The 23,966-nt window shown below is 70.0% G+C and carries 19 protein-coding genes; 7 read left to right on the top strand and 12 right to left on the bottom strand.

What is annotated here, in order from left to right:
- Positions 1-2 precede the first annotated feature (2 nt).
- The 4 genes from ABFG95_RS17565 to ABFG95_RS17550 are packed head-to-tail and all read left to right on the top strand — an operon-like array spanning position 3 to position 4,396.
- Complete coding sequence (locus ABFG95_RS17565; protein ID WP_348994817.1) at positions 3-932, top strand: hypothetical protein; 930 nt, start codon at positions 3-5, stop codon at positions 930-932.
- Entirely contained in the window at positions 919-1,584 is a 666-nt protein-coding gene (locus ABFG95_RS17560; protein WP_049071023.1) for a TetR/AcrR family transcriptional regulator, read from the top strand. The genes ABFG95_RS17565 and ABFG95_RS17560 overlap by 14 nt, the downstream gene beginning before the upstream one ends.
- 8 nt (positions 1,585-1,592) lie before the next feature.
- Entirely contained in the window at positions 1,593-3,092 is a 1,500-nt protein-coding gene (locus tag ABFG95_RS17555; RefSeq protein ID WP_263900773.1) for a D-aminoacylase, read from the top strand.
- A gap of 50 nt (positions 3,093-3,142) precedes the next feature.
- Positions 3,143-4,396, top strand: a complete 1,254-nt coding sequence (locus tag ABFG95_RS17550; protein WP_348994816.1) for a D-amino acid dehydrogenase — start codon at positions 3,143-3,145, stop codon at positions 4,394-4,396.
- 90 nt (positions 4,397-4,486) lie between these two features.
- On the opposite strand, the gene ABFG95_RS17545 is transcribed toward ABFG95_RS17550, so the two are convergent.
- The 8 genes from ABFG95_RS17545 to ABFG95_RS17510 all read right to left on the bottom strand — a co-directional run bounded on the left by ABFG95_RS17545 (position 4,487) and on the right by ABFG95_RS17510 (position 17,258).
- On the bottom strand, positions 4,487-5,425 hold the full coding sequence (locus tag ABFG95_RS17545) for a tripartite tricarboxylate transporter substrate binding protein (RefSeq protein ID WP_232734996.1): 939 nt from the start codon (positions 5,423-5,425) through the stop codon (positions 4,487-4,489).
- Between the two features lie 266 nt (positions 5,426-5,691).
- Complete coding sequence (locus tag ABFG95_RS17540) at positions 5,692-7,260, bottom strand: efflux transporter outer membrane subunit (protein WP_348994815.1); 1,569 nt, start codon at positions 7,258-7,260, stop codon at positions 5,692-5,694.
- Positions 7,257-10,367 (bottom strand): multidrug efflux RND transporter permease subunit, encoded by a 3,111-nt coding sequence (locus ABFG95_RS17535; RefSeq protein ID WP_049071012.1) that lies wholly within the window; start codon positions 10,365-10,367, stop codon positions 7,257-7,259. Before ABFG95_RS17535 ends, ABFG95_RS17540 begins: the two co-directional genes overlap by 4 nt.
- A complete protein-coding gene (locus tag ABFG95_RS17530; RefSeq protein ID WP_348994814.1) occupies positions 10,364-13,462 on the bottom strand; it encodes an MdtB/MuxB family multidrug efflux RND transporter permease subunit in 3,099 nt (1,032 codons plus the stop codon). The genes ABFG95_RS17535 and ABFG95_RS17530 overlap by 4 nt, the downstream gene beginning before the upstream one ends.
- A 15-nt stretch (positions 13,463-13,477) precedes the next feature.
- Positions 13,478-14,755 carry an MdtA/MuxA family multidrug efflux RND transporter periplasmic adaptor subunit gene (locus ABFG95_RS17525; RefSeq protein ID WP_348994813.1) on the bottom strand — a complete coding sequence of 426 codons (1,278 nt, stop codon included), beginning with the start codon at positions 14,753-14,755 and terminating at the stop codon, positions 13,478-13,480.
- Between the two features lie 147 nt (positions 14,756-14,902).
- Complete coding sequence (gene zapD / locus ABFG95_RS17520) at positions 14,903-15,655, bottom strand: cell division protein ZapD (protein WP_049077418.1); 753 nt, start codon at positions 15,653-15,655, stop codon at positions 14,903-14,905.
- A gap of 42 nt (positions 15,656-15,697) precedes the next feature.
- Positions 15,698-16,345, bottom strand: a complete 648-nt coding sequence (gene coaE / locus ABFG95_RS17515) for a dephospho-CoA kinase (RefSeq protein WP_049077416.1) — start codon at positions 16,343-16,345, stop codon at positions 15,698-15,700.
- 55 nt (positions 16,346-16,400) lie between these two features.
- A complete protein-coding gene (locus tag ABFG95_RS17510) occupies positions 16,401-17,258 on the bottom strand; it encodes an A24 family peptidase (protein ID WP_049071007.1) in 858 nt (285 codons plus the stop codon).
- A gap of 172 nt (positions 17,259-17,430) precedes the next feature.
- Between ABFG95_RS17510 and ABFG95_RS17505 the strand changes: the two genes are divergently transcribed.
- Positions 17,431-18,198, top strand: a complete 768-nt coding sequence (locus ABFG95_RS17505) for a copper resistance protein NlpE N-terminal domain-containing protein (RefSeq protein WP_175146441.1) — start codon at positions 17,431-17,433, stop codon at positions 18,196-18,198.
- Between the two features lie 153 nt (positions 18,199-18,351).
- Here the strand turns inward: ABFG95_RS17505 and ABFG95_RS17500 are convergent, their stop codons facing one another.
- The 4 genes from ABFG95_RS17500 to ABFG95_RS17485 form a co-directional block, all read right to left on the bottom strand.
- On the bottom strand, positions 18,352-18,765 hold the full coding sequence (locus ABFG95_RS17500; RefSeq protein ID WP_175146440.1) for a helix-turn-helix transcriptional regulator: 414 nt from the start codon (positions 18,763-18,765) through the stop codon (positions 18,352-18,354).
- Between the two features lie 124 nt (positions 18,766-18,889).
- Positions 18,890-19,744 (bottom strand): pantoate--beta-alanine ligase, encoded by an 855-nt coding sequence (gene panC, locus ABFG95_RS17495; protein WP_238910164.1) that lies wholly within the window; start codon positions 19,742-19,744, stop codon positions 18,890-18,892.
- Positions 19,745-19,787: 43 nt separating this feature from the next.
- Complete coding sequence (locus ABFG95_RS17490; RefSeq protein ID WP_049071003.1) at positions 19,788-20,678, bottom strand: ScpA family protein; 891 nt, start codon at positions 20,676-20,678, stop codon at positions 19,788-19,790.
- Positions 20,679-20,694: 16 nt separating this feature from the next.
- Positions 20,695-20,883 (bottom strand): DUF3460 family protein, encoded by a 189-nt coding sequence (locus ABFG95_RS17485; RefSeq protein ID WP_006386935.1) that lies wholly within the window; start codon positions 20,881-20,883, stop codon positions 20,695-20,697.
- A gap of 98 nt (positions 20,884-20,981) precedes the next feature.
- Here ABFG95_RS17485 and ABFG95_RS17480 point away from each other — a divergent pair, with 98 nt between their 5' ends.
- Both ABFG95_RS17480 and glpK read left to right on the top strand, forming a co-directional pair.
- Positions 20,982-22,436: a DHA2 family efflux MFS transporter permease subunit gene (locus ABFG95_RS17480; RefSeq protein WP_049071001.1), complete on the top strand. Its 1,455-nt coding sequence runs from the start codon at positions 20,982-20,984 to the stop codon at positions 22,434-22,436.
- Positions 22,423-23,946 (top strand): glycerol kinase GlpK, encoded by a 1,524-nt coding sequence (glpK, locus tag ABFG95_RS17475; RefSeq protein WP_049071000.1) that lies wholly within the window; start codon positions 22,423-22,425, stop codon positions 23,944-23,946. The genes ABFG95_RS17480 and glpK overlap by 14 nt, the downstream gene beginning before the upstream one ends.
- The last annotated feature ends 20 nt before the right edge of the window (positions 23,947-23,966 follow it).

Genomic DNA, 23,966 nt, shown 5'->3' with positions numbered 1-23,966 from the left:
GCATGACCATCGGCATCGCGGCTTACGGACCCAACGCCGGCGCGGCGGTACGCGCCGCCGCCCTGGGCGCCGAACTGCTGGGGCACGGCGCCATCGGCGGCTTTGCCGTGTTCGCGGTGCTGGACGAACAGGGCCGCGCCCGCCACGCGACCGTCCAGCGCGGCGGCGTGACCGCGCTGGACCTGCCGCCGGATTGGCTGCGGACGCGCCATGCCGCCCTGATCGAAAGCGGCCCCGACCGCCCCGAGCCGCTGGCGCAGTTCCTGCCCGGCGCCGACGGCGTCGGCCTGGTGACCGGCCACCGCCTGCCCAACCGCCCCGGCGTCGATGGCGTGCCGATAAACCAGGCGGTGCTGCGGCGCCTGGCCGCCGGCCAGGCCCCCGCCGACGCCGTGGCCGAGGTGCTGCAGGCCCATCCGGAAGTCGACGCCGGCCTGATCGCGCTGTCCGCGTCGGGCCAACTAGCCTGGGGCAACAGCGACCGCGTGGCGCGCCGGCCCGACCAGGGCCAGGCCTGGCGCGACAACGGCGCCTGCCATCTGGCGATCCTGCACAACTCGATATTCCCCTGCCCGCCCCTGGCCGAGGCCATGGCCGACCTGGCCTGGCACGCGCTGACCGGCGGCGTCGGGGCCTACCGCGCCCTGAGCCTGCGCGCGCCCGTGGCCATCAGCGCCGGCCCGCGCGACCGCGTGCGGGTGGACGACCGCCTGCGCGTCACCGGCATCGAGCAGGCCGATCCGTCGCTGCCGACCACCCGGCGACGCGCCAGCGCCATCTACCTGGGCAGCGAAGTCTGGCAAGATGGCAGGCATATCGGCCATACCGTCAGCGAACTGGTTGTGGACATGGCCGACGGCCGGGTGTTCGGTCTGCCGGACCCCGCCCGCTCCCTCATCATCATGAAGGAACCGGCCAATGTCCCGACGTGAGAATACCGAGCGCCAGATACTGCAGGCCCTGGAAGACCAGATCAAGGAAACCGGCATGGGCGGCGTGGGCATCAACGCCATCGCCAAGCGCGCCGGCGTCAGCAAGGAACTGATCTACCGCTACTTCGACGGTATGCCCGGCCTGATGCTGGCCTGGATGCAGGAACAGGACTTCTGGACCCGCAACCCCGGCCTGCTGGCGGCCGACGAATCCAGCCAGCGCAGCCCCGGCGAACTGGTGCTGTCGATGCTGCGCGCGCAACTGGACGCGCTGGCCGGCAACGAGACGCTGCGCGAAGTGCGCCGCTGGGAGCTGATCGAACGCAACGAGGTGTCCGCGCCGCTGGCCGAGCGCCGCGAACGCGCCGCGCGCGGCTTCATCGACCGCGTCGACGGCCTGACCGACGACATGGACGCGCCCGCCGTGGTCAGCGTGATGCTGGCGGGCGTGCTGTACCTGATGCTGCGCGCCAAGACCGAGAGCCACTTCCTGGGCGTGCCGCTGCGCACCCAGGAAGGCTGGGACCGGATCAACGGCGCGCTCGAACACCTGGTCAAGCGCGGCTTTCCCGACGCGCTCAACCACGAATCCCTGGCCAACCTGGAGGCGCGCCGCAAGAAGCCGCGGCCGCCCGCCGACACCGAGACCTGACGCCCGCCATGCCCGCGCAACCCGACCCGCAGGAATACGACCTCATCATCAGCGGCGGCCTGGTCGCCGACGGCCTGGGCGGCCCGGCTCGCCGCGCCGACGTGGCGATCAACGGCGAACGCATCGCCGCCATCGGCGACGGCTCGGGCTGGCGGGCGCGGCGCCGCATCGACGCGAGCGGCCAGGTGGTGGCGCCGGGCTTCATCGACTGCCACACCCACGACGACCGCGCCCTGCTCGGTTCGCCGCTGATGCGGCCCAAGGTCAGCCAGGGGGTCACCACCGTGGTCACCGGCAACTGCGGCATCAGCCTGGCGCCGGTGCACGCGCCCGGCGACACCGTGCCGCCGCCCCTTAATCTGCTGGCGCAGCACACCGGCGAACTGTACGCCCGCATGCAGGACTACGCCGCCGCCCTCGACGCCAGCCCGGCCGCGGTCAACAGCCTGGCGCTGGTGGGGCATTCCAGCCTGCGAGTGTCGGCCATGGAACGCCTGGACCGGCCCGCCGACAAGCGCGAGATCGCCGCCATGCGGCAAGCGCTGGACCAGGCCATGGCCGCCGGCGCGGCGGGCCTGTCCACCGGCCTGTATTACCCCACCGCCATGCACGCCAGCACCGAGGAGGTGATCGGCGTGGCCGAACCGCTGGCGTCGTGGCAGGGCCTGTACACCACCCATCTGCGCGACGAGGCCGACCACGTCTGCGACGCCATGGAAGAAGCCTTCCTGATCGGCCGCGCCGCCGACGTGCCGGCGATCCTGTCGCACCACAAGGTCACCGGCAAGCACAACCACGGCCGCACCGCCGAAACGCTGGCGCTGTTCGACCGCGCCCGCGCCGACCAGCCGCTGGGCATGGACGTCTATCCCTACGCCGCCTCGTCCACCATCCTGGAACCGCGTCGCGTGCCGGCCGGCGAGAAGATCATCGTCACGTGGTCGCAGACGCGGCCCGAGATCCAGGGCGTGGACCTGCGCGAACTGGCGGCGCGCGAGGGCAAGGATCCGCAGCGGCTGGCCGAGGAACTGTCGCCCGGCGGCGCCATCTATTTCTCGATGGACGAGGACGACGTCAAGCGCGTCATCGGCCACGGCAGCGTGATGATCGGTTCCGACGGCCTGCCGCACGACCAGCGGCCGCACCCGCGCCTGTGGGGCGCGTTTTCGCGGGTGCTGGGGCGATACGTGCGCGAGATGCGCGTGCTGGGCATGGAAGAGGCGATCCGCCGCATGACCAGCCTGACGGCGGCCCAGTTCGGCCTGCGCGACCGCGGCGTGCTGCGCGCCGGTTGCTACGCCGACGTGGTGGTGTTCGACCCCGCCGTGGTGGCCGACCTGGCCACCTTCGCCGAGCCGCTGCAACCGTCCGCCGGCATCCAGGCGGTGCTGGTCAACGGCCAGCTGGTGGAGGAGCGCGGCGCCGCCACCGGCGCCCGCCCCGGCCGCCTGCTGCGCGGCGCGGACCGCGCCGCGCCCGGCTTCGAGACGCCCGCCTGGGCCGCCTGAATCCCGCCATCCGGCGTCGTCGGCGCACGACGCCCCACCTTCGGAGCATCATGCACACAGTCGTCATCGGCGCCGGCGTGGTCGGCATGGCCACCGCCTACTACCTGCATCGCGAGGGCCATCGGGTCAGCGTGGTCGACGCCGGCCCGGGACCGGGCCTGGCCACCAGCCGGGCCAACGGCGCCCAGCTCAGCTACAGCTTCGTCGCGCCGCTGGCCGACCCCGCCGTGCTGCCCAAGCTGCCTGCCTGGCTGCTGGGCCGCGACACGCCGCTGCGCTGGCGGCCGCGGCTGGATCCGGCGCAATGGCGCTGGTGCCTGGATTTCCTGCGCGCCTGCACCCGCGGCCGCAGCCGCGCCACCACCCGCGAACTGCTGGCGCTGGGACTCTACAGCCGCCAGTGCGTGCACGAACTGGTGGGGCGCGAACGGCCCGACTTCGATTTCAGTTCGCGCGGCAAGCTGCTGGTGTACCAGGACGCCGCCGCCTATGGCCGCGCGCTGGCGCAGATGGATTATCAGGCGACGCTCGGCTGCGCGCAGCGCGCCCTGGACCGCCAGGCCTGCCTCGACCTGGAACCGGCGCTGGCCGACATCGGCGCCAGTATCGCCGGCGCCATCTACACGCCGACCGAGGACGCCGGCGACTGCCAGCGGCTGTGCACCGAACTCGAACGCCTGTTGCGCGCCGCGCCCGGCGCGGTGGATTTTCACTTCGACACCCCGGTCACGGCCCTGCGCGGCGAAGGCGGCCGCATCGTGGCGCTGGCCACGCCGCAAGGCGAACTGCAAGCCGACCAGTACGTGCTGGCGGGCGGCATCGGCGCCCAGGCCCTGGCGCGCCGTCTCGGGCTGGACCTGCGCATCTATCCGCTCAAGGGCTACAGCCTCACCTACACCCTGACAGCGGACAGCGTGGCGCCGGTGTCGAGCATCAGCGACATCGGCCGCAAGGTCGTCTATGCGCGCCTGGGGCAGCGCCTGCGGGTCGCGGGCATGGTCGATATCGGCGCCGCCGATGCGGCCATCGACCCGCTGCGCACGGACAGCCTGGCGGCGGATGTGGCGCGCTTCTTCCCGCGCCTGAACCCCGCCGGCGCGCCGCAGCCCTGGGCCGGTTTGCGTCCGGCGCGTCCCGATGGCAAGCCGCTGATCGGCGCCACGCCGTGGCGCAACCTGTGGTTGAACGCCGGGCACGGCGGCCTGGGTTTCACGCTGGCGGCGGGCAGCGCCCGGATGCTGGTGGACCTGATGCGCGGGCGCCGCCCCGCCGTCGACCCGGCGGCATTCGCGCTGGCCGCCTGACGGCTCGGCCCGGTCCCGCGCCGCCGGCGCTTCAGGCCGGCGCCGGCGGGAGGATCGCGGCCGGGCAGGCCCCCGGCCGCCCACGCCGCCTCAATCCGCCTTGATGCCGCGGCTCTGGATCAGCTTGCCCCACTTGTCGCGTTCCTTCACCTCGAAGGCCGCCAGGTCGGCGCCAAACAGGTTGCCCGGGGTCGCGCCGCCTTGCGCCAGCGACTGTTTCAGGGCCGGCGATTGCAGCGCCTGCTTCATGGCGGCGATCAGCTTGTCGACCACCGGCGCCGGCGTGCCGCGCGGCGCATACAGGCCCGACCACGCGGTGACTTCGAAGCCCGGCAGGCCGGCCTCGGCCATGGTGGGCAGATCGGGCGCGGCGGGGCTGCGCTCGGCCGACGTGACCGCGATGCCGCGCAGACGGTCACCGGCCTTGAGCGCGGCCATCGAACTGGGCAGGTTGTCCATCAGGATGTCGACCTGGCCGCCGATCACCGCGGGGATCGCCGCCGACGAGCCCTTGAACGGCACGTGCAGCATCTGCAGACCCGCCATCGATTCGAAGTAGGCGCCCGTCAGGTGCACCGACGAGCCGATACCCGGCGAGGCGTAGGAATACTTGCCCGGGTCTTTCTTCACCGCGGCCATGACATCCTGCAACGTGCGCCATGGCGAGCCAGCCGCCACCGCCATCACATTGGGCGTGGACGCGATCATGCCCAGCGGCACCAGGTCGGTGGCGGGATTGAAGCCGATGTTGCCGTACAGGAACTGATTGACGCTCTGCGTGCCGACCGAACCCAGCACGATGGTGTAGCCGTCCGGCTGGGCGCGCGTGGCGGCGGCCACGCCCAGGTTGCCGGCGGCGCCGGGCTTGTTCTCGACCACGATGGACTGGCCCAGCGCCGGCCGCATGTGCTCGGCGATGGTGCGCGCGAAGATATCGGTGGTGCCCCCGGGCGGGAACGGCACGATCAGGGTGATGGGCCGTTCCGGCCACGTGGCCGCGGCCGCCGGCGCGGCCATTGCGCCCGCCATCGCGGCCACGCCGACGCAGACCGCGGCGGCGCCTGTCCCTGCACGAAACAACCTGCCCATCCTCTTTCCCCTTCGTGTGAAGTGTTCGATTGATCAAACGGAATCGGGTGCATCGGTACTTCGCGGTTCGACACGGGCGCCCTTGCCATGGGCAGGACATCGCGTCGCGGGCTGGCGCCCGACGTGACCATACGGTCACTTTTTCCGCATTAAGAACCCGGGGCCCCGGCTTGTCAATCGGGAGAAGGAGGAATCGGGCGTTATCCCTAAGGTTGGTTGACCGGTTGCGCGCCGGCCGGCGCCACGGCCTGACCCGCGCCCGGCTGGCCGCCACCGGCCTGGCCGTTGGCCGCCGCGCCGCCTTGCGCCGGCGCCAGGCCATCCCAGCCGCCGCCCAGCGCGACGATCAGGTTGACGCTGGCCACCAGCCGGTTGCCATACAGGCTGAGCGCGCTGCGTTCGTTGCTGAGCGCGGTGGCGTCCACCACCGCTACGCTCAGGTAATCGACCAGTCCGGCCTTGTACTGGTTCTGGATCAGCCGCAGCGATTCGCGCGCCGATTCCAGCGCGCGGCGCTGCACGGTCTGTTCGTTCTCCATCACGCGCAGCTGGATCAGGTAGTCCTCGACCTCGCGCAGCCCGGTCAGCGCCGCCTGGCGGTAGGCCGCCGCCTGCGCATCGTAGGAGGCGCGCGCCTGCTCGACCTGCGCCTGGCGCGCGCCGCCATCGAAAATCGTCAACGCCAACGCCGGGCCCAGCGACCAGAAGCGCGCCGGCGCGGTCAGCAGTTCGGCGAACTGGCCGTTGCGAAAGCCGCCGTCGGCCGACAGGGTCAGGCTGGGGAACCAGGCCGCCTGCGCCACGCCGATCTGCGCATTGGCGGCGGCCGCGCGGCGCTCGGCGGCGGCCACGTCGGGACGGCGCTCCAGCAGCTCGGACGGCAGGCCCACCGGAATCCGCGGCAACTGCAGCGAGAACGGCGCCGGCGGCAGGCTGAAGCGCGACGGCGCCTGGCCCATCAGCACCGCGATGGCATGTTCGTACTGGCCGCGCTGCCAGTCCAGGTCGATCGACTGCGCGCGCGTGCTTTCGACCTGGGTGCGCGCCACCGCCACGTCCGACTGCCCCGCCACGCCCACGTTGTAGCGGTTCTGCGTCAACTGCAGCGATTTCTCGTAGGCCGCCACGGTGGCGTCCAGCAGGCGCTTCTGTTCGTCCAGCACGCGCAGTTGCAGATAGGCCTGCACCAGCGCGGCCTGCGCGCTCAGGCGGGTCGCGGCCAGGTCGGCCAGGCTGGCCGCGGCGCTGGCCTCGGACGACTCGACGCTGCGGCGCACCCGGCCCCACACATCCAGCTCCCAACTGACGCTGCCGGTCAGCGAATACTGGTTGGACACGTTGCCGCCGCCGCCCGACGAGGCGGACGACGAACCGCCGCTGCCGCCGCCACTGCCCGAACGGGTCAGGCCGGCGCCCGCCCCCACCGTGGGGAAGAAGCCGGCGCGGGCGCCGCGCACCAGGCCCAGCGCCTGGCGGTAATTGGCCTCGGCCTGGGCAATGGTCTGGTTGGAGGCATTGAGGTTGTCCACCAGGCCATTGAGCGTGGCGTCGTCATAGACGCGCCACCACTGGCCGCGGTCGGCGTCGTCGCGCGGCTCGGCGCGCTTCCAGCCCGGCACCTCGTCCTGGCCTTCCTTGTAGGCCGCGCCCACGTCCAGCGCCGGCCGCTGGTAGTCGGGACCGACGGCGCAGGCGGCCAGTGCCGCGCATAGCGCCAGGGTGATGCCGGCGCGCGGCAGGAAGGCGGAAGGAAAAGGCTTGGCGTTGCGGATCATAGTTGTTCTATCGAAGCGGCCCCGCCACGCCGGGCGCGCCCGCGCGCGGCCCAGAGGCGGAAACGGTCAAGGTAGAGATAGACCACCGGCGTGGTGTACAGCGTCAGGACCTGGCTCAGCACCAGTCCGCCCACGATGGTAATGCCCAGCGGCTGGCGCATCTCGACGCCGGCGCCCGTGGCCACCACCAGCGGCAACGCGCCGAAGATGGCGGCCATGGTGGTCATCATGATCGGCCGGAAGCGCGTCAGGCAGGCCTGGAAGATGGCTTCCTTGGGCGCCATGCCCTGATTGCGCTCGGCCTCGAGCGCGAAATCCACCATCATGATGGCGTTCTTCTTGACGATGCCGATCAGCAGGAACACCCCGATCAGCGCGATCAACGTGAAGTCGGTGCGCACCAGCAGCAGCGCCAGCAACGCGCCCAGCCCGGCCGACGGCAGCGTCGACAGGATCGTCAGCGGATGCACGAAGCTCTCGTACAGGATGCCCAGCACGATATACATGGTGACCAGCGCCGCCAGGATCAGCCAGGGCTGCTGCGCCAGCGTCTGCTGCAGCACCGCCGCCGTGCCCTGGAAACCGGCCTGTATCTGGTCCGACGGCAGGCCGATGCGCGCCACCGCCGCATCGATGGCGGCGGTGGCCTGGCCCAGCGACACGCCCGGCGCCAGGCTGAACGACACCGTATCGGCCACGAACAGGCCCTGGTGCTGCACGCTCAGCGGGGCATTGGCGTTCTCGAAGCGGGCGAAGGCCGCCATCGGCACCCGCGCCCCGCTGGCGGTGATGACCTCGACCTGCTTGAGCGACTCGATGTCCTGCGCGAACTTCGGGTCCACCCCCAGCACCACGTGGTACTGGTTCAGCGGCCCGTACATCACCGACACCTGGCGCTGGCTGAAGGAGTTGTTCAGCACGGTCGAGATCGTCGCCATGCTCACGCCCAGCCGGGTGGCGGCGTCGCGGTCGATCACCAGGTTGATTTCGCGGCCCTTGTCCTCGACGTCGGTATCGACATCGGTGATCTCCGGAACCTTGGCCATGGCCTGCTGCACCTTGGGCATCCACGAACGCAGCAATTGCAGGTCGCCGGACATCAGCGTGTAGTCATAGGAACCCTGGCTCTGGCGGCCGCCGACGCGGATGTCCTGCTGCGCCACCAGGAACATGCGCGCGCCCGGCATGTTCTGCAGCCGCGCCCGCAGGCGGTTGATGACCTGCTCGGCCGAGACATTGCGCTCGCCCAGCGGCTTGAGCTGGATCTGCATGAAGCTGCTGTTGCTGCCGCCGCGCCCGCCGGCGTAGCCGGTCATGCTCTGCACCGCCGGATCGGCCAGCACCACCTTGCGCAAGGCCTCCAGCTTGGGCACCGTGGCCTGGAACGACGTGCCCTGGTCCACCCGGAAAAAGCCCAGCAACTGGCCGGTGTCCTGCTGCGGGAAGAAGCCCTTGGGCACGACGGTGTACAGGTACACGTTCAGGCCCACCGCCGCCGCCAGGACCAGCATCATCAGGCGGCTATGAGCCAGCGCCCACGCCAGGCTGCGGCGGTAGCCGTCCTGCATCCAGGCAAAGCCGTCCTCGGCCCAGCGCGCCAGCCGGCCGGGCGGCTTCGGTTCCTTGGGCTCGGCCTTGAGCAGGCGCGCGCACATCATCGGCGTCAGCGTCAGCGACACCACCAGCGACACCATGATGGAGGCCGACAGCGTCACCGCGAACTCCCGGAACAGGCGCCCCGCCACCCCGCCCATCAGCAGGATCGGGATGAACACCGCCACCAGCGACAGGCTCATCGACAGCACCGTGAAGCCCACCTCGCGCGAGCCGCGCAGCGCCGCCCGCATCGGCGACATGCCGTTCTCGACGTGGCGCATGATGTTCTCCAGCACCACGATGGCATCGTCCACCACGAAGCCGGTGGCCACGATCAACGCCATCAGCGAGATGGTGTTGAGCGTGAAGCCGCACAGATACATGACGCAGAAGGTGCCGATCAGCGACACCGGCACCGCGACGCTGGGAATGATGGCCGCGCGCCAGCGCCGCAGGAACAGCAGCACCACCAGCACCACCAGGCCCACCGCGATGATCAGCGTCAGCTCGGCCTCGTGCAGCGAGGCGCGGATGCTGGGGGTGCGGTCCTGCGCCACGGTCAGCTGCACGTCGGCCGGCATCAGCGCCAGCAGCGTCGGCAGTTGCGCGCGCACCGCGTCCACGGTTTCGATGATGTTGGCGTCGGCCTGGCGCCGCACGATCATCAGGATCGCGTTGCGCTGGTTGTAGAAGCCGGTCTGGTACAGGTCCTCGACCGAATCCTCGACCCTGGCCACGTCCGACACCCGCACCGGCGCGCCGTCGCGCCAGGCCACGATCAGCGGCCGGTACTGTTCGGCGCGGCTGAGCTGATCGTTGACCATGATCTGCCAGTGGTACTGGTCGTTTTCCAGCACGCCCTTGGGCCGGTTGGCGTTGGCATTGGCCAGCGCCGTGCGCACTTCGTCCAGCGACACCCCGCGATTGGCCAGCGCGCCCGGCAGCACCGTCACGCGCACCGCCGGCAGCGAACTGCCGCCCACCGTGACCTCGCCCACGCCATCGACCTGCGACAGCTTCTGCGCCACGATGGTCGAGGCCAGGTCGTACATCTGGCCCTGGCTCAGGGTGTCGGACGTCATCGCCAGCGTCATGATGGGCGCGTCCGAGGGATTGGACTTGTGGTACGTGGGGTTGCTGCGCAGGCTGGTCGGCAGCAGCGAGCGGGCGGCGTTGATGGCCGCCTGCACGTCGCGCGCGGCGCCGTTGATGTCGCGCGACAGGTCGAACTGCAAGGTCACCCGCGTCGAGCCCTGCGTGCTGCTGGAAGTCATCTCCGTCACGCCGGCGATGCTGCCCAGCGAGCGCTCCAGCGGCGTGGCGACACTGGACGCCATGGTCTCCGGGCTGGCGCCGGGCAGGCTGGCCGACACCGAGATGGTGGGAATGTCCATCTGCGGCAGCGGCGCCACCGGCAACAGGAAGAACGACAGCATGCCCGCCAGCACGACCGCCAGCGACAGCAGCGTGGTAGCCACCGGCCGGACGATGAAGGGCGCCGACAGGATCACGGCGCGCTCCCGGCGCGCGCCTCGCGCATGCCGCGCCAGCGCCGCGACATGCGGTCGAACATCAGGTAGATCACCGGCGTGGTGAACAGCGTCAGCACCTGGCTCAGCAGCAGGCCGCCCACCATCACCAGGCCCAGCGGCTGGCGCACCTCGGCGCCCGTGCCCGTGGACAGCATCAGCGGCAGCGCGCCGAACAACGCCGCCAGCGTGGTCATCAGGATCGGCCGGAAACGCAGCAGCGCCGCCTCATGGATCGCCGCGCGCGGCGACAGACCGCGCTTGCGCTCGGCGTCGAGCGCGAAGTCGATCATCATGATGGCGTTCTTCTTGACGATGCCGATCAGCAGAATGATGCCGATGATGCCGATCATGTCGAGCTCGGTGCCGCTGATCAGCAGCGCCAGCAGCGCCCCCACGCCGGCCGACGGCAGCGTCGACAGAATGGTGATCGGGTGGATGTAGCTTTCGTACAGCACGCCCAGCACAATGTACATGGTGACGATGGCCGCCAGGATCAGCCATAGCGTGCTCGATAGCGAATTCTGGAACGCCAGCGCCGCGCCCTGGAAGCGCGTCTCGACGCTGGCCGGCATGCCGATCTCGGCCTCGGCCGCGGTGATTGCCTCGACCGCGGCCGACAGCGATGCGCCCGGCGCCAGATTGAACGACACCGTGACCATCGGGAACTGGTCCAGCCGGTTCACCGCCAGCACCGTCTTGCCCTCGGTGATGCGGGCAATCGACGACAGCGGCACCTGCGCGCCGGTCGAGGTCGGCACGTGGATCTGGCCGAGCGAGGCCGGGTTCATCTGGAACTGCGGCTGCACCTCCAGCACCACGCGGTACTGGTTGGACTGGGTGAAGATGGTCGAGATCAGGCGCTGGCCGAAAGCGTCGTACAGCGCCTCGTCCACCACCGCCGCCGTGATGCCCAGGCGCGAGGCCGCGTCGCGGTCGATCTCGACCCAGGTCTGCAGGCCGTCGTCCTGCAGATCATCGGTCACGTCCTTCAGGCCCGGCACCTGGCGCAGCCGGTCGATCAGCTTGGGCGTCCATTCGCTCAGCACCTTCAGGTCCGGATTGGACAGGGTCATCTGGTACTGCGTGCGGCTGACGCGGTCCTCGATGGTCAGGTCCTGCACCGGCTGCATGTAGACGGTCAGGCCGTCCTGCTTGCCAAAGGCTTCCTGCAGCCGCGCCATGACCGTGCGCAGGTCGCCGTTGCGCTCGGCCTGCGGCTTGAGCGCGATCTGCATGCGCCCGGCGCTGAGGGTGGCGTTGCTGCCGTCCACGCCAATGAATGACGACACCGCCTGCACGTCCGGATCCTCCAGCGCCAGCCGCGCCGCCGCCTGCTGGCGCTCGGCCATGGCGGTGAACGAAATGGACTGCGGCGCCTGTGTGATGGCCTGGATCAGTCCGGTGTCCTGCTGCGGGAAAAAGCCCTTGGGAACCAGGATGTACAGCAGCACCGTCAGCGCGAAGGTGGCCAGGGCCACCAGCAGCGTCAACGGCTGGTGCCGCAGCACCTTCTGCAGCATGCGGTCGTAGGCGGCGATGGTGCGGTCGATAAAGGCGCCGGTGACCTGGTGAAAGCGCCCGTGCTTCTGCTCGGACTCGGCGCGCAGCAGTCGCGCGCACATCATCGGCGTCAGCGTCAGCGACACCACCAGCGAAATCAGGATCGACACCGCCAGCGTGATGGCGAACTCGCGGAACAGCCGCCCCACCACCTCGGTCATGAACAGCAGCGGAATCAGCACCGCGATCAGCGAGAAGGTCAGCGAGATCAGCGTGAAACCGATCTGCTGCGCGCCCTTGAGCGCGGCCTGCAGCGGCGTCTCGCCCTCTTCGATGTGGCGGGCGATGTTCTCGATCATGACGATGGCGTCGTCCACCACGAAGCCGGTGGCGATGGTCAGCGCCATCAGCGTCAGGTTGTTGATGGAGAAGCCGGCCAGGTACATGATGCCGAAGGTGCCCACCAGCGACAGCGGCACCACCACGCTGGGAATCAGCGTCGCGGTGAGGCTGCGCAGGAACACGAAGGTCACCATCACCACCAGCGCCACCGCCAGCAGCATCTCGAACTGCACGTCGGCCACCGAATCGCGGATGGTCTGGGTGCGGTCCGACACCACCGCCACGTCCAGCGTGGCCGGCAGCGCGGCGCGCAATTGCGGCAGCAGCGCCTGGATGCGGTTGACCACGTCGATGACGTTGGCGCCGGGCTGGCGCTGGATGTTCAGCAGGATGGCCGGCTTGTCGCCGGCCCAGGCGGCCTGGCGCGTATCCTCGGCGCCCTCGACCGCGCGCGCCACGTCCGACAGGCGCAGCGGCGCGTTGTTCTTGTAGGCGATGATCAGGTCGTTGTAGTCGGTGGGCGACTTGAGCTGGTCATTGGCGTTGATGGTGGTCGAGCGCAGCGGCCCGTCCAGGTTGCCCTTGGGCTGATTGACGTTGGCGCCCACCACCGCGGTGCGCAGGTCGGTCAGCCCCAGGCCGTTGGCCGCCAGCGCCTGCGGATTGACCTGCACCCGCACGGCCGGGCGCTGCCCGCCCGCCACGCTCACCAGGCCCACGCCCGGAATCTGCGACAGCTTCTGCGCCACCCGCGTATCGACCAGGTCGCGCACCTGCGGCAAGGGCATGGTGGGCGAGGTGATGGCCAGCGTCAGCACCGCCGCGTCGGCCGGGTTGACCTTGTTGTAGGTCGGCGGCACCGGCAGGTCGCTGGGCAGCAGGTTCGACGCCGCGTTGATGGCGGCCTGCACCTGCTGCTCGGCCACGTCCAGCGGCAGCGTCAGGTTGAACTGCATGGTGATGACCGAGGCGCCGCCCGAACTGGTCGACGACATCTGGTTCAGGCCCGGCATCTGGCCAAACTGCCGCTCCAGCGGCGAGGTCACCAGCGAGGTCATCACGTCCGGGCTGGCGCCCGGGTACAGCGTGGTCACCTGGATGGTGGGGTAGTCGACTTCGGGCAGCGCCGAGACCGGCAGCAGGCGGTAGGCGATGAAGCCGGCGATCAGGATGGCCACCATCGACAGCGTGGTGGCCACGGGCCGCAGGATGAACAGGCGCGACGGGCTCACGGCGCGGCCCCCCGATCAGCGCGTGGCGGGCGTGGTGCCCGCCGGCGCGCCCCCGCCCAGCGACTTGTCCTTGGCGGCGGGGATCACCTCGTCGCCGCCCACCACCTCGACCTTGGCGCCGGCGCGCAGGCGGTCGGTGCCCTCGGTGACGACGCGGTCGCCCGGCTGCAGGCCCTCGTTCACGGCCACCATGCCATTGTTGATAGCGCCCAGCTTGACCTGCCTGACCTGCACGGTATTGTCCGGCTGCACCAGGAACACGAAGGCGCCGGCCGAGCCCTGCTGCACCGCCGCCGTTGGAATCGCGGTCACGCCCTTGCGCGTCAGCACGTGCAGGCGCACGTTGACGAACTGGTTGGGAAACAGCGCGTCGTCCTGGTTGTCGAACCTGGCCTTGAGCTTGAGGGTGCCGGTGGTGACGTCGATCTGGTTGTCCAGCGTCTCCAGCGTGCCGGACGCGATGCGGCGGGTGTCGGCGCGGTCATAGGCCTCCACCGCCAGGGTGCGGCCCTGGGCCAGTTCGGCGCGCACTTCCGGCAATTGCGTCTCGGGCAGCGTGAACACCACCGAGATCGGCTGGGTCTGCGTGATCACCACCAGGCCATTGGTGTCCGAGCTGGACACCAGGTTGCCCCGGTCGACCTGGCGCAGGCCGAGGCGGCCGCTGATCGGCGCCGTGATGCGGGCGTAGTCCAGCTGCAGGCGGGCATTGTCGACATTCGCCTGGTCGCTCTTGATGGTGCCTTCGTATTGCCGCACCAGCGCCGCCTGGGTGTCGACCTGCTGCTTGGCGATGGAGTCCTGCTTGAACAGGGCCTGATAGCGCTGCAGGTCGCGGCGCGCGTTCTCCAGCAGCGCCAGGTTCTGCATCTGGGTGCCGCGGGCCTGGTCCAGGGCCACCTGGAAGGCGCGCGGGTCGACCTGCGCCAGCAGGTCGCCGGCCTTGACCTGCTGGCCTTCCTTGAACGGCACGTCGACCAGCTCGCCGCTGACGCGGCTGCGCACGGTGACAGTGTTGTAGGCCGTGACGGTGCCCAGGGACTTGAGGAAGATGTCGATGTCCTGCGTGACGGCGCTGGCCACCCGCACCGGCACGGCCAGGTTGGCCATGGCCGCGGCCATGTTGGGCCGTCCGGCCGCGCCCGGACGCCCGCCGCCCGCGCCTCCCGGCTTGGCGGCCGGCCGCAGCGCCAGCCAGGCGATGCCGGCGACCACCAGCAAAAGCACCGCCAACCCGATGATTCTGCGGCGGGTCCAGCGGGAAGGCGACGAAACGGGACGGCTATCGGACATGGGATACGGTTCCGGCACTGACGGAGAAAGCCGTATTGTGACCCAGGCGGCCGACATTTCCGTGATTGTCCGTTGCCGCTGAAATAGGCCGCAACAGGAATCGGGGCGGGATCGCCGCCGGCTGCCGCGCCCGGAGGCCCGGACGGATCAGGAATTGCAGAGGGTCATCTGGAACGGGATGCTGCGGGCCACCTGCTGGGGCTTGAACTCGCCGTCCTGGGTCGAAAAGCGGATCCAGATCATGTACTTGTTGGCACTGATCTCGGGGAATACGCCCTGGGCCTGGTCGACCCACACGCGCAGCAACTGGTACTGCTTGCCGCCCAGCATCTGCTGGTAGGCGCCCTGTTCGGCCACGATGTCGGTCTTGCGGCCGGACTCGCGCAGCAGGCGCAGCGCCATGGTCAGGCCGTCGAACAGGGGGATGAAGGGCGCCAGCCAGGCCTGCAGGTCCGCGCAGCGCGCGGCCTCGGGCTTTTGCTGCCAGGCGTAGTACGACGGCATGTCCACCTGGGTGGCGCCGCCGGGCACCGCCAGGCGGCCGCGCAGGCTGGTGAGCCATTCGTTCTCGCGCAGCGACTGGCCGGTCTTGCCGGGCGCGGCCAGGGTCGAGGAGACCTTTTCGAGTTCGCGCAGCATGCCTTCGAGCGCGTCCTGCGCCACCCCGGGGTGATCGCGCAGGCCCACCAGCGCCACGCGCTGGCGTTCGAGATCCTGCAGCACCGCGCCTTTCACGTCGGTGCGCTCGCAGACGTCGAGCAGATCGAACAACGAGGTGACCGCGACCTGGTGCAGGCGTGAATCCCCCTCGCGGGCAAAGAAGAACAGCCTGTCGAACAGGTATTCGAGCCGCAGGTAAGCGCGGATGCGCTCATTGAAGGGATATTCGAAAACAATCACGCTTGTAAACAGGCCCATCAGAGGTCGACCCGCGGGCCGAGATTATTCAGGGGTGCCGGCCAAGCCCGGGGCTTGCCGGCCCGTCGCGGCCGCCAGCGCAAGCCAGCGGTCATGCAGGGTCTTCGCCTGCGCGCGCAATTGCTCCGGCGAGGTCGCGCCGCCATTGTCGATGACGTCATCCGCGACTTCGAGCCGGCTGGCCCGCGCAGCCTGTGCCGCCATGATACGCCGGATGGCGGAGTCCGTCAGCCCGCTGCGCGACTGCACGCGCGCCACCTGCGTTTCGGGATCGCAATCGACCACGCAGATGCGATCGACGCGGTCGCGCCAGCGCGTGATCGACTCCACCAGCAGCGGCACCACGAACACCAGATAGGCGCCGCGCGCGGCCTCGGCCTGGCGTTCGGTTTCATGGCCGATGGCCGGGTGCAGGATGGCCTCAAGGCGCAGGCGGACTCGCGGATCGGCGAAGGCGCGTTCCCGCATCCAGTCGCGGTCGAGGGCGCCATCCGGTGTCAACGCGTCGGGCCCGAACTCGCGTTCGATGGCGGGCATGGCCGCGCCCCCGACCGCTGTCAGCGCGCGCGCGATCTCGTCCGTGTCGACCACCGACGCGCCCCATTCGCCCAGCATGTCGGCCACGCGCGACTTGCCCGAGCCGATGCCTCCTGTCAGACCAATCTTGAACATGCTCTTCATTCCCTCGCGGCCGCGATCCGGCCGGACCGGCGCGCCCCGCGCGCCCTCAATGCAGCAACCATCCCAGGCCCTGCTCGCCGCCCAGCAGCAGCACGGCCACGCCCGCCAGCGCCAGGTAGGGCCCGAACGGCAGCGCCTGGCCGCGACTGGCGCGGCCGCTGAGCGTCAACGCGCCGCCCACCACCACCCCCGCCACCGACGCGGCCAGCAGCAGCATCGGCAACGCGCCGACGCCGAACCAGGCGCCCAGCGCCGCCAGCAGCTTGAAGTCGCCGTAGCCCATGCCCTCGCGCCCCGTCAGCAGGCGGAATGCATGAAAGATAACCCACAGGAACGAATAGCCGGCCACCGCGCCCACCACCGCCATCGACAACGGGGTGAAGGCATCGAACAGGTTCACCAGCAGGCCGGCCCAGGCCAGTGGCAGAGTGATGGCATCGGGCAGGAGGGTCGATTCGAGATCGATCCAGGCCAGCGCCACCAGCGCCGCCGACAGCCCCATGGCGCACAGCGCGATAGGCGTGGCGCCGAAGCGCCAGGCGCAGGCCGCGAACAGCACGCAGGTGATGGCCTCGATGGCGGGATAGCGCCAGCCGATCGGCGCCCGGCAGGCGGCGCAGCGGCCGCGCAGCGCCAGCCAGCCCGCCAGCGGCAGGCGGCGCCAGCCGGTCACGGGCGCTTCGCACCGCGGGCAGTGCGCGGCCGGCGCCCACAGGCCATAGCTGGCGGCCGGCCGGGCCTGGCCCGCCGCCTCCTGGCATTGCGCCTGCCATTCGCGTTCCATCATGCGCGGCAGGCGGTGAGTTACCCGCGTCAGCCAGCCGCCGACGGCCAGACCGCCCAGCGCGGCCAGCGCGACGAACAGTGCCAGCGGCACGGGAAGGACATGCCACAGCGTGGTCATGCGCGCCCTCGCGGCGCGGCGCGGCGGGCGCGGCGGCGGCCGGGCCGTGCGGGGCCGTGTCGTAATTTGTGCATAAAGTGCCGGCTACGCCTTTCAGGGTGTGGGGGAACGTATCGAATCTTCGCATAAGTGCGTAAAATCGGAGACAGACTCAATTTACGGATCAGCTGCCATGGCCGCGCGCGTCGAACTCCTTACCCGCCCCCGCAAACTCGGCATCTTGGGGCTGCTGCTCGCGGGCACGGCGCTGGGTGCCGCGGGCTGCGCCCAGCAACGCACCGAAGGCTATTACGATCCTCCGGCGGAAAGCACCGTGACCGACGCCCAGTACCAGGGCTCCGGCGCCGGCTACCGCACCGTGCTGCGGGCGCCGTCGCAGGTGCAGATCGCGCTCAAGCCGGACCAGAAAAAGACCCCGAACCAGGCCGCGGCCAGCCAGGGCGCCACCACCGAGGACGGCCAGGCCGTGCCGGAAGGCGCCGACAGCGGCGGCGCCGCGGCCGCCCCGGCGCCCGCTCCGGCCCCGGCCTCCATGCAAAGCGCGGCCGCCAACAGCCTGGTGCCCCAACCGCAGACCTACATGGGCACCCTGCCGTGTTTCTCGCCCGCCATGCAGTGCACGGCGCAGCGCGTCACGCTGACCCTGGCGCCCAACGGCCGCTGGCGCGGCCGCACCGCCTACCTCGAAAACGATCCCAAGAAGGCCGCCCCGGTGGTCGAGCAGGGCTGCTGGGATGCCACCGACGAGCGCCCGCCGCGCGTCATCCTGCTCGACGGCAAGGGCAATGTGCGGGTCGAATTCGTGGTGGCCGCCAACAACGTGCTGCGCGTGCGCTCCATCGGCGGCCAGACGCCGAACCTGAACTACAACCTGACGCGCCAGCCGGACCTGGATCCGATCGACGAACTGGCCAAGGCCAACGCGCCCCAGTGCCCGTAAGGCCGGCAGGCCAGACACTGCCTCTGGCCTGACCGACCGCCCACCGCCCCGAGGGCCTGCCGGACACCGCGTCCGCCAGGCCCTTGTGCTTTCCGCCGCCCGCGCCCGGCCGGACTCGCGAACGCCGCCAGCGAACACGCTCGATGTGAGCGCCTACTTACCCCACAACCCCTTGTTGATCAGCATCGCGGAACAATCCGCGATCACGGTGGCGATCGGCCTGGGATGGACGGCATACGCGCCCGAGCCCGGGCACCCCGTCTCCGCCCTGGCCGGGCCGTCACCGGCCGCCGCATCCTGAACGTGGCCAGCGGGCCCGACCGGCAACGGCGGTCCGCCGTCCAGGTGTCCGTAGGCGCATAGCCGGCAGGCCAGCCGCATGGCGTTGCGCACCCCCAGCTTGGTGAAGATGCGGGCGCGATGGGCCTCGACCGTGCGCAGCGAGATACCCAGGTCGATGGCGATGACCTTGTTGGGGCGTCCGGCGACGATGTAGTCGACGATCTCGCGTTCGCGCGGCGTCAGGACGGCCAGGATGGCGGGAAGATCGGGGCGGGGAACGGGCATGGAACGGCTCTGCAATGAAAGGTTGCAGAGAGTCTGCCCCGCCGCCGGCGGCGACGTAAGCTGGCAATTTTGCCAGGGGCGACGGCGCGGCCCGCGGCAAACGGGCCGGCGGCGGCGCCTGGCATCAGGCCGTGTAGGACAGTTCCAGGTTGTCGATCAGGCGCGTCGCGCCCAGCTTGGCGGCGGCCAGCACCACCACGGGCTCGCCGGCCTGCAGGTCGGCGGCTTCCGGACGCTTCAGGTCGCGCTGGCGACGCAGGGCGATGTAGTCCACCTTCCAGCCACGATCGGTCAGGTGCTGAGTGGCCTCGCGCTCCAGCCCGGCGGCATCGCGCTCGCCGGCCGCCAGCCGCTGGCCGACGCCCCGCAGCGCGGCGTACAGGGCCGGCGCCTCGGCGCGCTCGGCCTGGCTCAGGTAGCGGTTGCGCGAGGACAGCGCCAGGCCGTCGTCGGCGCGCACGGTCTCGTGCGCCAGCACTTCCACCGGCAGCTGGAACTGGCGGCACATGTTGCGCACCACCATCAGCTGCTGGTAGTCCTTCTTGCCGAACACCGCCACCTTGGGCTGCACGCAGGAGAACAGCTTGAGCACCACGGTGCTGACGCCGGCGAAGAAGCCCGGTCGGAACTCGCCTTCGAGGATGTCGCCCAGGTCGTCCGGCGGCTGCACGCGGTAGTTCTGCGGTTCGGGGTACATCTCGCGCTCGTTGGGCGCGAACAGCACGTACACGTCGCGCTCGCGTTCGAGCTTCTCGATGTCGGCGGCCAGGGTGCGCGGGTATTGGTCGAAATCCTCGTTCGGCCCGAACTGCAGGCGGTTCACGAAGATGCTGGCGACCACCGGGTCGCCGTGCTGGCGCGCCAGCTTCATCAGCGCCAGGTGGCCCTCGTGCAGGTTGCCCATGGTGGGCACGAACGAGACGCGGTTCTGGCCGCGCAGGTGGTCGCGCAATTCCTGGATGGTGTGGACGACTTTCAAGGGGGATCTCCGGGATTGGGCGCACAGCCCGGGGGGAATCGGATCAGGCCGCGACCGCCGCGACGCTGGTGTAGGCCAGGCGCACGTAGATGGGCGCGTAAGGCTCGGCCTGCGTGATTTCCAGCAGCGATTCGCGCGCCAGTTCCAGCATGGCGATGAAGTGCACCACCACCACCGCGGCCGGCGCGCCCTCGCGCACGCGTTCCATGAACAGGTCGCCGAACTCCATGAAGCGCACGTCGTTCAGGCGCCGCAGGATGTGCGTCATGTGATCGCGCACCGACAGCTGTTCGCGGGTGATGTGATGGTGCTGGTTGAGCTTGGCCCGCTTCATGATGTCGGCCCACGCGGCGCGCAGGTCGTCGACGCTGACCTCGGGCAGCATGCGTTCGACGCTCAGGTCGGCGACCGCGTGGCTGCTGACGAAGTCGCGGCCCAGCTGCGGCATGGCGTCGAGCTTCTGCGCGGCCAGCTTCATCTGTTCGTATTCGAGCAGGCGGCGCACCAGCTCGGCGCGCGGATCCTCGGGCTCTTCGCCGGTGTCGGTCTTCTTGACCGGCAGCAGCATGCGCGACTTGATCTCGATGAGCATGGCCGCCATCAGCAGATACTCGGCGGCCAGCTCCAGATTGTGGATGCGGATCTGTTCCACATAGGACAGATACTGCCGCGTGACATCCGCCATGGGGATGTCCAGCACGTTGAAGTTCTGCTTGCGGATCAGGTACAGCAGCAGGTCCAGCGGTCCCTCGAAGGCTTCGAGGAACACCTCCAGCGCGTCCGGCGGGATATACAGATCCGTCGGCATCTGGAACAGCGGCTCGCCGTACAGGCGCGCGAACGCGACGCTGTCAACGGTGTCGGGCGTGCTGTCGACGGGGGGTTCCACTAGCGCGGCCAGGGCGTCGCCCGGGACGGAGGGGGTGTGGGCCATGGCTGCCGCAACGGTATCAGTCGGCCTGATACACGTACGGCTTTTGCGGCACGCGGGCGGCGCGGAAGCCTTCCAGCAGTTCCGCGTCCTGCGGCTTGTCCCACAGACGGGCGCGGCCCTCGCGCTGGCGCTCTTCGGTGCCAGGGTGCGACTGCTTGTAGTCTTTGAGGAACTTGGTGATCTCGGATTCGTAGTTGGTTGCCATGGCACCAATTTCAGTGGGTTTCGGATACCCGGAGTTTACTGCACGCGGGGCCGGGAGCCGGCGTTACAATCTTCCGGGTCCCACCGCCCCCCTCCGCCATGTCAGCCGAATCCGCAGCCGCAGCCAATCCCGCTCCTCCCTCAACCCCGGACGCGGTGCGCGCGGCGCGCATGATTCCCTTCATCGTCGGCTGTGCGCTGTTCATGCAGATGCTGGACGCCACGGTGGTCGCCACCGCCCTGCCGGCCATGGCGCGGGCACTGGGATCGACCCCGGTGCGGTTGAACGTGGCCATCACCTCCTACCTGCTGTCGGTGGCCGTGTTCGTGCCGGTCAGCGGCTGGGCCGCCGACCGCTACGGCGCGCGCCGCGTGTTCATCGCCGCCATCGGCCTGTTCACCCTCAGTTCCGTGGCCTGCGCCCTGTCGCAGGACCTGCCGCAGCTGGTCATCGCCCGGGTGGTGCAGGGCATGGCCGGGGCCATGATGGTGCCGGTGGGCCGCATCATCCTGCTGCGCACGGTGCCCAAGCAGGATCTGTTGAAAGCCATGTCGTTCCTGTCGATCCCGGCGCTGCTGGGGCCGGTGATCGGGCCGCCACTGGGCGGTTTCATGGTCACGTACATGTCGTGGCACTGGATCTTCCTGATCAATATCCCCATTGGCGTGCTCGGCATCGCGCTGGTGCTGCGCTACGTGGCCGAGATCAAGGAAGAATCGGCGCCGCGCCTGGACTGGCTGGGCTTCCTGCTCAGCGCGGTGTGCCTGGCCACGCTGGTCAGCGGCTTCGAGGCCATCGGCCGCGACGTCATGCCGCTGCCGATGCTGCTGGGCCTGATCGCGGTCGGCATCGTCTGCGGCCTGCTCTACGGCTGGCATGCGCGCCGCACCGAACACCCCATCATCGATCTGGCGCTGATGCGCATCCCGACCTTCGCCATCTCGACGCTGGGCGGCAACCTGTGCCGCTTCGCGGTCGGCGCCACGCCCTTCCTGCTGGCCATGCTGCTGCAGGTGGGCTTCGGCCTGTCGCCGTTCTCGGCCGGCCTGATCACCTTCGCCAGCGCCGCCGGCGCGCTGCTGATGAAATTCGTCGCCACGCCCATCGTCAGGCATTTCGGCTTTCGCCGGGTGCTGACCGTGAACGCGGTGCTGACCGGCGCCTTCATCGTGGTCTGCGCCACGTTCACCCCCACCACCCCGGTCTGGCTGATGATCGCCATCCTGCTGGTCGGCGGCTTCTTCCGCTCGCTGCAGTTCACCGGCGTAAATACGCTAACCTATGCCGACATTCCCCCGGCCAAGATGAGCCGCGCCAGCAGTTTCGCCGCCATGGCGCAGCAGCTCGGCATCAGCCTGGGCGTGGGCGTGGCCGCGGTGACCCTGAACATCAGCATGACCCTGCGCGGGGCGGAAAGCCTGGTGGTGGGCGACGTGATCGTCGGCTTCATCGTCATCGGCCTGCTGTGCGCGGCTTCGGTCTTTTCCTTTAGACGCCTCGACCCGCTGGCCGGGGCACACCTGAACGGCGCCAAGAACAGTGACGACGAATGAATTTGTCCTAGCCCTGGACCAGGGCACCACCAGCTCCCGCGCCATCGTGTTCGATCGCGATGGCGTGGTGCGCGGCATCGGCCAACGTGAATTCCGCCAGCACTATCCGCGGCCGGGCTGGGTCGAACATGACCCCGGCGAGATCTGGCACAGCCAGCTGGACGTGGCGCGCGAGGCCCTGCGCAACGCCGCCGCCAGCGCCGCCGACGTGGCCGCCATCGGCATCACCAACCAGCGCGAAACCACCCTGATCTGGGACCGCGCCAGCGGCCGCCCCCTGGCCCGCGCCATCGTCTGGCAGGACCGCCGCACCGCGCCGATGTGCGACCAGTTGCGCCAGGACGGCCACGCCGACTTCCTGCAATCGCGCACCGGGCTGGTGCTGGACGCCTATTTCTCGGGCACCAAGCTGGCCTGGCTGCTGGATCACGTGCCCGGCGCGCGCCAGAAGGCCGAGCGCGGCGAACTGGCCTTCGGCACCGTCGACACCTGGCTGATCTGGCAGCTGACCGGCGGCGCGGTGCACAGCACCGACCCCAGCAACGCCTCGCGCACCATGCTGTTCGACCTGCACACGCAGGACTGGAACGACGAGATCCTGGCGCTGCTCAACATTCCGCGCAGCGTGCTGCCCTCCATCGCGCCCAGCAGCGCGGTGGTGGGCGAGTCCCTGCCCGAATGGCTGGGCGGCTCGATTCCCATCGCCGGCGTGGCCGGCGACCAGCAGGCCGCCACCTTCGGCCAGGCCTGCTTCAAGCCGGGCATGGCCAAGAACACCTACGGCACCGGCTGCTTCATGCTGATGAACGTGGGCGACAAGCCGGTGCAGTCGCACAACCACCTGCTGTCGACCGTCGGCTGGGGCCTGCCGGCGCAAGGCCAGCCAGGCTGGCGTCCGGCCTACATGCTGGAAGGCGGCGTGTTCGTCGCCGGCGCCGCGGTGCAATGGCTGCGCGACGGCCTGGGCATCATCCAGCGTTCCGAGGAAATCGAATCGCTGGCCGCCAGCGTGGCCGACACCGATGACGTCTTCATGGTCCCGGCCTTCGCCGGCCTGGGCGCGCCGCACTGGGACCCCTACGCCCGCGGCACCCTGGTGGGCCTGACGCGCGGCACCACCCGCGCCCACATCGCCCGCGCCACGCTCGAATCCATCGCCCTGCAGAGCGCCGAACTGCTGACCTGCATGAACGGCGACAGCGGCATCGCGCTGACCGAGCTGCGGGTGGACGGCGGCGCCGCCCGCAACGACCTGCTGATGCAGATGCAGGCCGACCTGCTGGGCGTGCCGGTGGTGCGCCCGCGGGTGCCCGAATCGACCGCGCTGGGCGCGGCCGGCCTGGCGGGCCTGGCGGTCGGCTTCTGGTCGGATCAGGACGAGTTCGCCTCCAAGTGGCAGGCCGAACGCACCTTCGAACCGTCCTGGCCGGACTCGGTGCGCGAGGCCCGCATGCGGCGCTGGCGCCAGGCGGTGGAACTGTCCAAGGGCTGGTCCAACACCGCGAAGTGAACGGAGGCCGCCCGGCGCGC

It is taken from the genome of Achromobacter sp. HNDS-1 (assembly GCF_040084795.1).
GTDB classification, from domain to species: Bacteria; Pseudomonadota; Gammaproteobacteria; order Burkholderiales; family Burkholderiaceae_B; genus Achromobacter; species Achromobacter ruhlandii.
Note: the sequence above shows the minus strand (reverse complement) of the source record. Positions and strands in the feature narration are given on the sequence as shown.

Bases quoted from the DNA above. Each gene is read 5' to 3' on its own strand.
- ABFG95_RS17565 (WP_348994817.1), top strand. From the start codon at position 3: ATGACCATCGGCATCGCGGCTTACGGACCCAACGCCGGCGCGGCGGTA.
- ABFG95_RS17560 (WP_049071023.1), top strand. From the start codon at position 919: ATGTCCCGACGTGAGAATACCGAGCGCCAGATACTGCAGGCCCTGGAA.
- ABFG95_RS17555 (WP_263900773.1), top strand. From the start codon at position 1,593: ATGCCCGCGCAACCCGACCCGCAGGAATACGACCTCATCATCAGCGGC.
- ABFG95_RS17550 (WP_348994816.1), top strand. From the start codon at position 3,143: ATGCACACAGTCGTCATCGGCGCCGGCGTGGTCGGCATGGCCACCGCC.
- ABFG95_RS17545 (WP_232734996.1), bottom strand. From the start codon at position 5,425: ATGGCGGGCGCAATGGCCGCGCCGGCGGCCGCGGCCACGTGGCCGGAA.
- ABFG95_RS17540 (WP_348994815.1), bottom strand. From the start codon at position 7,260: ATGATCCGCAACGCCAAGCCTTTTCCTTCCGCCTTCCTGCCGCGCGCC.
- ABFG95_RS17525 (WP_348994813.1), bottom strand. From the start codon at position 14,755: ATGTCCGATAGCCGTCCCGTTTCGTCGCCTTCCCGCTGGACCCGCCGC.
- coaE (WP_049077416.1), bottom strand. From the start codon at position 16,345: ATGTTCAAGATTGGTCTGACAGGAGGCATCGGCTCGGGCAAGTCGCGC.
- ABFG95_RS17510 (WP_049071007.1), bottom strand. From the start codon at position 17,258: ATGACCACGCTGTGGCATGTCCTTCCCGTGCCGCTGGCACTGTTCGTC.
- ABFG95_RS17505 (WP_175146441.1), top strand. From the start codon at position 17,431: ATGGCCGCGCGCGTCGAACTCCTTACCCGCCCCCGCAAACTCGGCATC.
- ABFG95_RS17500 (WP_175146440.1), bottom strand. From the start codon at position 18,765: ATGCCCGTTCCCCGCCCCGATCTTCCCGCCATCCTGGCCGTCCTGACG.
- ABFG95_RS17490 (WP_049071003.1), bottom strand. From the start codon at position 20,678: ATGGCCCACACCCCCTCCGTCCCGGGCGACGCCCTGGCCGCGCTAGTG.
- ABFG95_RS17485 (WP_006386935.1), bottom strand. From the start codon at position 20,883: ATGGCAACCAACTACGAATCCGAGATCACCAAGTTCCTCAAAGACTAC.
- ABFG95_RS17480 (WP_049071001.1), top strand. From the start codon at position 20,982: ATGTCAGCCGAATCCGCAGCCGCAGCCAATCCCGCTCCTCCCTCAACC.